The sequence below is a fragment of the Pseudooceanicola pacificus genome (genome assembly GCF_009789075.1).
In the GTDB taxonomy this organism is placed as follows: Bacteria; Pseudomonadota; Alphaproteobacteria; order Rhodobacterales; family Rhodobacteraceae; genus Pseudooceanicola; species Pseudooceanicola pacificus.
On sequence record NZ_WNXQ01000003.1, the window covers coordinates 496,483 to 505,030 of the forward strand.

10 protein-coding genes are annotated in these 8,548 nt (G+C 68.1%); 3 read left to right on the forward strand and 7 right to left on the reverse strand.

What is annotated here, in order from left to right:
• The first annotated feature begins 76 nt into the window (after positions 1-76).
• Positions 77-1,234: a ribonuclease D gene (rnd, locus tag GLS40_RS08095; protein ID WP_160382229.1), complete on the forward strand. Its 1,158-nt coding sequence runs from the start codon at positions 77-79 to the stop codon at positions 1,232-1,234.
• 132 nt (positions 1,235-1,366) lie between these two features.
• Here the strand turns inward: rnd and GLS40_RS08100 are convergent, their stop codons facing one another.
• Entirely contained in the window at positions 1,367-1,900 is a 534-nt protein-coding gene (locus tag GLS40_RS08100; protein WP_235905813.1) for a hypothetical protein, read from the reverse strand.
• Positions 1,901-2,001: 101 nt separating this feature from the next.
• Between GLS40_RS08100 and GLS40_RS08105 the strand changes: the two genes are divergently transcribed.
• Positions 2,002-2,409: a SufE family protein gene (locus GLS40_RS08105; RefSeq protein WP_160382230.1), complete on the forward strand. Its 408-nt coding sequence runs from the start codon at positions 2,002-2,004 to the stop codon at positions 2,407-2,409.
• 162 nt (positions 2,410-2,571) lie between these two features.
• On the opposite strand, the gene GLS40_RS08110 is transcribed toward GLS40_RS08105, so the two are convergent.
• The 3 genes from GLS40_RS08110 to GLS40_RS08120 all read right to left on the reverse strand — a co-directional run bounded on the left by GLS40_RS08110 (position 2,572) and on the right by GLS40_RS08120 (position 4,520).
• A complete protein-coding gene (locus GLS40_RS08110; protein ID WP_328598885.1) occupies positions 2,572-3,087 on the reverse strand; it encodes a hypothetical protein in 516 nt (171 codons plus the stop codon).
• The gene (locus GLS40_RS08115; protein ID WP_160382231.1) at positions 3,084-3,743 is read right to left on the reverse strand and encodes a DUF1638 domain-containing protein; all 660 of its coding nucleotides are present in this window, start codon (positions 3,741-3,743) and stop codon (positions 3,084-3,086) included. Before GLS40_RS08115 ends, GLS40_RS08110 begins: the two co-directional genes overlap by 4 nt.
• Positions 3,744-3,815: 72 nt before the next feature.
• The gene (locus GLS40_RS08120; protein WP_160382232.1) at positions 3,816-4,520 is read right to left on the reverse strand and encodes a corrinoid protein; all 705 of its coding nucleotides are present in this window, start codon (positions 4,518-4,520) and stop codon (positions 3,816-3,818) included.
• A 210-nt stretch (positions 4,521-4,730) separates the two neighbouring features.
• On the opposite strand from GLS40_RS08120, the gene GLS40_RS08125 reads away from it, so the two are divergent.
• On the forward strand, positions 4,731-5,873 hold the full coding sequence (locus tag GLS40_RS08125) for a PA0069 family radical SAM protein (RefSeq protein ID WP_160382233.1): 1,143 nt from the start codon (positions 4,731-4,733) through the stop codon (positions 5,871-5,873).
• Here the strand turns inward: GLS40_RS08125 and GLS40_RS08130 are convergent.
• The 3 genes from GLS40_RS08130 to GLS40_RS08140 all read right to left on the reverse strand — a co-directional run.
• The gene (locus tag GLS40_RS08130; RefSeq protein ID WP_160382234.1) at positions 5,830-6,732 is read right to left on the reverse strand and encodes a glycosyltransferase family 2 protein; all 903 of its coding nucleotides are present in this window, start codon (positions 6,730-6,732) and stop codon (positions 5,830-5,832) included. The two genes, GLS40_RS08125 and GLS40_RS08130, sit on opposite strands and share 44 nt — an antisense overlap.
• Positions 6,733-6,868: 136 nt before the next feature.
• Positions 6,869-7,876 (reverse strand): betaine--homocysteine S-methyltransferase, encoded by a 1,008-nt coding sequence (gene bmt / locus GLS40_RS08135; protein ID WP_160382235.1) that lies wholly within the window; start codon positions 7,874-7,876, stop codon positions 6,869-6,871.
• A gap of 40 nt (positions 7,877-7,916) precedes the next feature.
• On the reverse strand, positions 7,917-8,548 hold a 632-nt coding region (locus tag GLS40_RS08140), incomplete at its 5' end, for a phosphatidylglycerol lysyltransferase domain-containing protein (RefSeq protein ID WP_160382236.1).

Genomic DNA, 8,548 nt, shown 5'->3' on the forward strand with positions numbered 1-8,548 from the left:
GCTTTGCATTCTGCGGGGATTGAACTATACCCCCGTCCACCCCGTGTCCCAATAAATGATCCGAAAAACGGCGCGCATGCAGACCATAACCACCACCGAAGCCCTGGCCGAGTTCTGTTCCAAGGCCGCCGAATTCGATTATGTCACGGTGGATACCGAATTCCTGAGGGAACGGACCTATTACTCGCAGCTCTGCCTTGTGCAGCTGGCGATGCCGGGGGATGACGACAGCTCTGCCGTGCTGGTCGATCCGCTGGCCGAAGGCATATCGCTGGAACCGCTCTACACGCTGTTTCGCGACACCTCGGTGGTCAAGGTCTTTCACGCGGCGCGCCAGGATCTGGAAATCTTTCAGGTCGATGCCGGGCTGATCCCCGAACCGCTGTTCGACACCCAGGTTGCCGCGATGGTCTGCGGCTTTGGCGAGCAGGTGGGATACGAGACGCTGGTCAAGAAGATCGCGCGCCACCAGCTCGACAAATCCTCGCGCTTCACCGACTGGTCGCGCCGCCCGCTGACCGATGCGCAAAAGACCTATGCCATCGCCGATGTGACCCATCTGCGGGTGATCTACGAATATCTCTCGCGCGAGCTGAAGAAGGCGGACCGCGAGAAATGGGTGGCTGAGGAGATGCGCATCCTCACCAATCCCGAAACCTATATCGTGCGCCCCGAGGATGCCTGGCAACGGGTGCGCACGCGCACCTCGTCGGGCCGCTTCCTTGCGGTGCTGCGCGAACTGGCCCGGTTCCGCGAGGCCTATGCGCAAGAGCGCAACGTGCCGCGCAGCCGGGTGTTCAAGGACGACGCGCTGGTCGAGCTTGCCTCGACCAAGCCGCAGTCGATGAACGATCTGGGCCGCTCGCGCCTGCTGCTGCGCGAGGCGCGCAAGGGCGACATCGCCGAGGGGATCCTGTCGGCGGTGAAGACCGGCGTGGAGTGCCCCACCGAAGATCTGCCCAAGGTCGACACCAGCCGCGAGAAGATGCAGGTGAACCCGGCCCTGGCCGATCTGCTGCGCGTGCTGCTCAAGGCCAAGAGCGAGGCGGCGGGCGTGGCCTCGCGCCTGATCGCCCCGACCTCTGATCTCGACGCGATCGCGGCGGGCATGCGCGACCTGCCGGCCCTGTCGGGCTGGCGGCTGGACGTCTTCGGGCGCGATGCGCTCAGGCTCTGCGAGGGCAAGATCGGCCTGGCCGCCAGGGGCGCCCAGGTCGAGGTCATCGAACTCTGATACCTGCGGCCCGCTGCCGGGCCGGTTCAGCCGGGCCGGTTCTGTCGGGCCAGTACAGCCGGACCAGTGCAGCCGGACCGTTTTGCGGACCGGTTCAGACCGGACTGCGCAGTCCGGCGGGCAAGGTGCGGCTCAGCGCCGGGTGGTCATGCTGTTGCGGGCGCCCGAGACGCGGACCGTGCGGACCTGTGCCAGCGTCTGATCGTTCACGAACCGGGCGGCGGTGATCCGGCGCGAGGCCTCGGTGCCGACCGCGGCGCGTTCGGGCAGCTGGGCCATCAGCGTGTAGGACAGCACGCCATCGGTGACCACATCCTTGCCGCTTGCCTCGACATCGGGGATCAGGCGCACCTTGTAGGCGCCCTGAATGGCCGAGACGCCCTCGACCCGGATGATGGCGCCGCCGGGCAGCCGCTCGATCGTCAGGCCGGTGATCGTGTCGACGGGCTGGCCGGTATAGGGCGCGTTGCGGCGCATCATCGACTGGCCCGCCCGTTCCGGGATCAGCGGGTTGGTTTCGCCGCTGGCGGTCACCGGCGCGGATTGCGCCCGGCCGAACCAGTTGAACGGGTTCAGCCGCGTTCCGCAGCCCCCCACCACGAGGGTCGCGATCAGCGTCAGGGCGAGGGTCTTGCGCATGGTCTGGCCTTCGGTCTGTTGTCCCATCCGGTTATCGCATCGGCCCTGACTTGAAAAGGTGCAAGCGGGCGGGGCTGGACCTTTGGCCCCGCCTTGCCTAGGTGAAGTCCGGTACAGGAGGGCCCGGCATGGCACAGGACGCATTCGAGGACATCGTGGCGGATTTCGAGTTCCTGGAGGACTGGGAAGACCGCTATCGCCACGTGATCGAACTGGGCAGGGGCATGGACCCGCTGGACGATGCGCTGAAGGTGCCCGCGACCAAGGTCGACGGCTGCGCCAGCCAGGTCTGGCTGCATCCGGTGATCGAGGGCGGACGGTTCCGTTTCGACGGGGACAGCGATGCGATGATCGTGCGCGGGCTGATCGCGGTGCTGCGCGCGCTCTACAACGGCCTGCCGGTGGGCGAGGTCGCCCGTGTCGATGCGGGCGCAGAGCTGGCCCGGCTGGGGCTGCAGGAGCATCTTTCGGCGCAGCGCTCCAACGGGCTGCGGGCGATGATCGAACGGGTGCGCGGCGTGGCGGCGGCGGCGTGATCGCCCTGTGACGGGGCTGGCCGGGCGCGGGGCGCCACGGCCGGGGAAGGGGGGCTGTCTGCCCCCCTCTTGCGCCTGCGGCGCAATTCACCCCCCGAGGATATTTCCGGCCAGAGGAAGCAGGCGGGGCGCGCCCGGTGCGGGCCGTGGCGGTCTGCGCGATCAGTGACCGGGGGCGGGGATGTAGCGGCGCAGGCCGGCGATGAAGGCGTCGATGGCGGCGGCCTGCGGCGATGCGGGGAAGGCGGCGAGGCCTTCGGTGTCGAAGCCCCGGGGGGAGAGGTCGTGAGCCAGGCGGGCGCGCTGCGCCTCGTCCCCGGGGGAAAGCGGCAGGCGGGCGGCGGCGGCGAGCAGGACGCGGCGGTCGTGCAGGGCGCGCATCGCGGCGAAGGCGTCGATCATCGGGCGCATCAGCTTCGGGTCGTCCTGCCAGCTGCGGCCGCCGAAGAGATCCTGAACCACGCGCTGGCCCGCGCCGTGGCAGTCGTAGCGGCGGCAGCCGGCAAAGCCCTCGTCCTCCAGCCGGTCATGGATCGTGCAGCTGTGACGGTCGAGCTTGGGGCAGGGCGTGGCGGCGGGCTTGTCGATGGCGAACTCGTCGCCCTTGTCGAAGTAGAAGGCCACGCAGCACAGGGCGGCGCAGCTGGCGCAGTCGGCTTGCAGGTCGGGTTCGATCACGGGGCGGCGCGCGCCTCCAGCTCGCGGGCAAGGTCGCCATAGCCGGTGAACCGGCGTTCGAAGGCGAGCCCGAGGCGGGCGGCGGCCTCCTCGGCGCGGGCAGTCAGGAGCGGGTCGTCGGTCTGGGCCTGGTAGACCAGCCGGTCGTAATGGCCGAAATACATGTCGCGCAGTTCCGGGTGCCGGTCGAGGCCGAGCGGGCGCCAGACGCAGGCATCGAACTGGCGGGTCAGGAAATCGGTCAGGTAGAAGGCGGTGATCTCGTCGCGCCCGGCGAAGACGGCATTGCCCTCGAAGAAGCTGTAGCAATGCGGGCCCTGCATCATGGCGACGCCCAGCCGTTCGCAGGTGGCCTGCAGGATGCCGCCGGTGCCGCAATCGGCATAGACCACGAAGACCTCGTCATAGCCGGCGCGCCGCTCGGTCACCGCGCGTTCCACCGCGTCGGCGATACGGTCGGGGCGGTTGTGCAGCTTGGCGGGCAGGCAGTGCAGGTCGACATGGCTCCAGCCGTTCAGGCGGATCAGGTCGAGGATCTCGCGCGCGAGCGCCCCGCAGGCCAGCAGCAGCAGCCGGCCGGTGCCGGAGGCGGGCAGGCCGGCCTCTGTCAGGGTGCCGTCGTCGGGCAGGGCGGGGATCTGTGCGGGCGCGGTCATGTCAGGCAGATGGCAAGGCGCGGGCGCCGGGTCAAGGCCGGGCGGGACCGATGGCCCGCCCGTGCCGGGGCATCAGCCGGTGACGCCCTGGTTGTGCTTGCGCGCGACGAACTTCTTGGCCGTCTCGACCGCCACGGCGGCGTCGCGGCAATAGGCGTCGGCGCCGATGGCCTTGCCGAATTCCTCGTTCAGGGGGGCGCCGCCGACCAGCACGATGTAATCGTCGCGGATGCCCATTTCCTTCATCGTGTCGATCACCACCTTCATGTAGGGCATGGTGGTGGTCAGCAGGGCGGACATGCCCAGGATGTCGGGCTGTTCGGTTTTCAGCGCCTCGACGTATTTCTCGACCGAGTTGTTGATGCCCAGGTCGGTGACCTCGAACCCGGCGCCTTCCATCATCATCGCGACGAGGTTCTTGCCGATGTCGTGGATGTCGCCCTTGACCGTGCCGATCACCATGCGGCCCACGCGGGGGGCGCCGGTTTCCACCAGCAGCGGTTTCAGGATGGCCATGCCGCCCTTCATCGCATTGGCGGCCAGCAGCACCTCGGGGACGAAGAGGATGCCGTCGCGGAAGTCGTTGCCGACGATGGTCATGCCGCCGACAAGCGCCTTGGTCAGGATGTCGTAGGGCGACCATCCGCGTTCCAGCAGGATGTTGACGCCTTCTTCGATCTCTTCCTTGAGACCGTCGTAAAGGTCATCGAACATCTGCTGGACGAGTTCGTCGTCATCGAGTTCCGAGAGGATGATGTCGTCGTCTTCTTCCGACATGGGGCGCGTTTCCTTGGCTGACGGAGCGTTGTGTCCGGTCGATCTTCTTCCACCCTTCAGGCTTTTGCCGAGTCGGGACTCGGCAAATTGCGACATCGGGCGCGTGTCTTCCGACCTATAGCCGGTTTCTTGCGCGAAGGGTGCCCCAAAATCCTCATGCAGATTGTGAGGCTTATTGCATTTGTTCTTTATTTGTTCCAAATCTTGCCCATGCCGCACCGGATTCCGCCTTTCGACACGCCAGTTTCCCCGCCCCCCGGCGAGGCCGGCGGGCTGTCGGATTTCGCGGTCGCGCGCGACCAGCGCCGGGGCCGCGCGGCCGCCAGCAACCGCGCCGGCCGGTTCGAGCGGACCGAGCGGGTGCGCGAAGCCGACGGCTGGGAGATCGAGGAGGACCTGCCCGTGCTGCGCACCGAGGTCAGCGCCGAGGTGCCGCGCAAGTTCATCACCTACAACCGCTCGCCCGATCTGCCCTTCGACCGGTCGATCAACCCCTATCGCGGCTGCGAACACGGCTGCATCTACTGCTTTGCCCGGCCAACCCATGCCTGGCTGGGCCTCTCTGCCGGGCTGGATTTCGAAACCAAGCTGGTCGCCCGTCCCGAGGCGCCCGAGGTGCTGGGGCGCGAGCTGCGGGCGAAATCCTATACCGTGGCGCCGATCGCCATCGGCACCAATACCGACCCCTACCAGCCTGTGGAAAAGACCTGGGGCGTGACCCGGGCTTGCCTGGAGGTGCTGCGCGAGGCGCGCCACCCGGTGGCCATCGTGACCAAGGGCACGCTGGTGCTGCGCGACCTGGATATCCTGTCGGACATGGCGGCGCAGGGGCTGGTGCGGGTTGGCATCTCGCTGACCACGCTGGACCCGGCCCTGTCGCGCAAGATGGAGCCGCGCGCCCCCGCGCCGGCCAAACGGCTGCAGGTGATCCGGGCGCTGGCCGATGCGGGGGTGCCGGTCAGGGTCATGACGTCTCCGCTGATCCCGGCGCTGACGGATCATGAGCTGGAGGCGATGCTGGAGGCGGCGGCCGGGGCCGGGGCCGGGGCGGCGAGCTGGATCATGCTGCGCCTGCCGCTGGAGGTCTCGCCCCTGTTTCGCGACTGGCTGGCAGAGCACGTGCCCGACCGCGCCGCCCGGATCATGGCCCGGGTCCGCGAGATGCATGGCGGGCAGGAGTACGATGCGCGTTGGGGGCACCGGATGCGGGGGGAAGGGCCCTATGCCCGCATCATCGGGCGCCGGTTCGAAGTCGCCGCGAAACGTCTGGGGTTGGACCGGCCGCAGCCGAAGCTGCGCTGCGACCTGTTCAGACCGCCGGCACCGGGTGGTCAGATGGCGCTCGATCTCTGAGCCTGTCGGACAGGCGGATCGGGTCCTGCCGGGCCAGCATGTCGGCCAGCAGGCGGTCTTCCTCGGTGCACAGCACGTCGATGCCGCGGAAATATTCCATGTCGCGCAGGGAATCGCGCGAGGCGAGGGCGGCGCTGCCCCGGGTCATCTTGACCCGGCGAAAGTAGTCCTCGCTCTGGATTATGTAGTGATTGATGCGCAGGCGTTCGTTGTCCGACACCGTGCGGCGCGAGTTGATGCCGCGCACCTTGTGGATGCCGATCTGCGAGGTGCGGTGCAGGCTGCTGGTGCGCAGGATCCACTTGGTGCTGTCATGCGGGCCCAGACCCGGCCGGCGCAGGGTCAGCGACCGGCGGATGCTGTCTGGATGCCCCCTCAGGCCGGAGCTGCCAAAGATCGACCAGTTGGTGTAGATCAGATCGAACTTGTCGAAATCGGCCAGCAGGTCGGGCAGGGTGCCGCCATCGGGTCGAAACCAGAATTCATCGAGATCGGCCAGCATCAGCCAGCGGCATTGCGCGCGGATGGAGAAATTGCGGATCGCCTTGCGGTAATGGTGCCATTGGCCATGCGGTTCGGGGCAGGAGATGCAGGAGACCCGGCCCGAGGCCAGCCAGGGCGCCAGCACCTGGGCGGTGTCGTCGGTGCTGCCATTGTCGATCAGGTAGATGCGGTCGACCCCCTGCCACAGGTGGTGCCGGATCCATTCGTCGAGGTTCATCGCCTCGTTCTTCATGATTGCCAGCAGGCCGAGGTCGTGGGGATAGCAGCGCGTCCTGCGCTGCATCCTGTTCTTGATCCGGACACGCAGCATATCCGCCTTGCGGCGGAGTGCGCGATATCCGTCTGAACCAGTCATGGGCGTCATCATACGCCAGCCGATGCCAGATAGTCGTTAAAATAATGTGACAATCTTCGGCGTCTCGGCGTCTCGGCGTCTGTGATGGCGCTGTCCCGGGGACGGCGCCATCCGGCATGTCGAACCTGTCCGGGCCTCAGCCCCGGCGGCGGGTGCGCCGGCGCGCCGGCTCCTCGTCCCCGGTGCCATCGGTGGCCGAGGAAAAGCCGCCGAGTTTCTCGGCGATCTCGTCCAGCGTGGGGCGGGGGCCGCGGGGCCGGGTGGACAGCGCCTCGTGCATCTTTTCCAGGTGTTCGGGCATGGTGCCACAGCAGCCGCCGATGAAGGTCGCGCCGCAATCCCTTGCCAGGACGGCATATTCGCCCATCAGCTCGGGCGTGCCGTCATAGTGGATATGCCCCTCGACATATTTCGGGATCCCAGCGTTGCCCTTCGAGATGATCGGCCGCTCGGTGCCCTGGGCGGCAAAGCCCAGCACCGTGCGCAGCAGGTCCGAGGCGCCGACGCCGCAGTTGGCGCCATAGGCGATCGGCGGGTTGGGCAGCTTTTCGACCATCTTGACCATATCGGCCGAGGTCATGCCCATCATTGTGCGCCCGGCGGTGTCAAAGCTCATCGTGCCGCACCAGGGCATCCCGGCCAGGGCAAAGGCTTCGGCCGCCGCGCGATATTCCTCGGGGGCCGAAATCGTTTCGAGCCACAGGACATCCGCGCCGCCTTCCTTCAGGCCCTCGGCCTGTTCGTGGAACATCTCGACGGCGCTTTCATGGGTCAGCGAGCCCATCGGCACCATGATGTCGCCTGTCGGCCCGACAGAGCCGGCCACGATCACGGTCCGCCCCGAGGCGTCGGCGACCTCGCGCCCCAGCTCGGCGGCGACGCGGTTCAGCTCGCGCACGCGGTGCTGGGCATCGTGCAGTTTCAGCCGCGAGGCATTGCCGCCGAAGGAGTTCGTCAGGAACAGGTCGCTGCCCGCATTGACCGCATAGGAATAGAGCGTGCGGATCTTGTCGGGCTCGTCCACGTTCCACAGCTCGGGCGGGTCGCCCGCGCCGAGGCCCATGTTGAACAGGTTCGTGCCGGTGGCGCCATCGGCCATCAGCCAGTCGCGGTCGGCAAGCAGCCTGGTCAGGGCATCGGTCATCTGGATATCCTTCGGGTGGTGTCTAGACCATGTGGTGATGTCATGTCCGCCGTTCCAGTGCAATGGCACGCTCCTCATGATCATCCTGAGCCAGGCTCATCCTCTGGCGCATATGCACCGCCCGGGCCATGTCGGCCAGGCCCAGGGCAAGGGCCGCACGGTTGGGCGCGGCGGCATAAAGCGGCGCGCGGCGCGGGGCAAAGCTGGTCTTGAACCGGGGCAGGCCCGCGCCGCCGCCCCGCAGGGCCGCCTGGCGCCGGATCGCGGCGGTCAGCCTGTCCTCGCGCGCAGGCAGGGCGGGCATGGCGGCGAGGGACAGGCGCGCGATCCCCTCGGCGCGGGCGTCGGCCAGGGCGGTGACGACAAGGGCATGCATCGTGCCGTCCGGCAGGCCGGGCAGGTGGCGCATCAGGTCAAGGCACAGCTCGTGCGGGCCTTCGTGGAAGGTGACGAAGGCGACCGGTCGGCCCGCCACCTCGGCCAGGTAGAGCCGCTGCCGCGCTACGTGATCGGGCGCCCAGGTGCCCACGGTCAGCCCGCGCGCGCTGCCATGTGCCGCCTGCCAGGCCGCGTCGATGGCGGCGAGGGCGGGCAGGGGCGGCGTGTCGGTGCGCCGGATGGTGACGCCGGCCTTGGCCGCGTGGCGCAGCTTGCGCCGGAGCTGCCGGTGCG

Coding starts and splice junctions, on each gene's coding strand:
- rnd (WP_160382229.1), top strand. CDS start 77: ATGCAGACCATAACCACCACCGAAGCCCTGGCCGAGTTCTGTTCCAAG.
- GLS40_RS08100 (WP_235905813.1), bottom strand. CDS start 1,900: ATGGGACAACAGACCGAAGGCCAGACCATGCGCAAGACCCTCGCCCTG.
- GLS40_RS08105 (WP_160382230.1), top strand. CDS start 2,002: ATGGCACAGGACGCATTCGAGGACATCGTGGCGGATTTCGAGTTCCTG.
- GLS40_RS08115 (WP_160382231.1), bottom strand. CDS start 3,743: ATGACCGCGCCCGCACAGATCCCCGCCCTGCCCGACGACGGCACCCTG.
- GLS40_RS08120 (WP_160382232.1), bottom strand. CDS start 4,520: ATGTCGGAAGAAGACGACGACATCATCCTCTCGGAACTCGATGACGAC.
- GLS40_RS08125 (WP_160382233.1), top strand. CDS start 4,731: ATGCCGCACCGGATTCCGCCTTTCGACACGCCAGTTTCCCCGCCCCCC.
- GLS40_RS08130 (WP_160382234.1), bottom strand. CDS start 6,732: ATGACTGGTTCAGACGGATATCGCGCACTCCGCCGCAAGGCGGATATG.
- bmt (WP_160382235.1), bottom strand. CDS start 7,876: ATGACCGATGCCCTGACCAGGCTGCTTGCCGACCGCGACTGGCTGATG.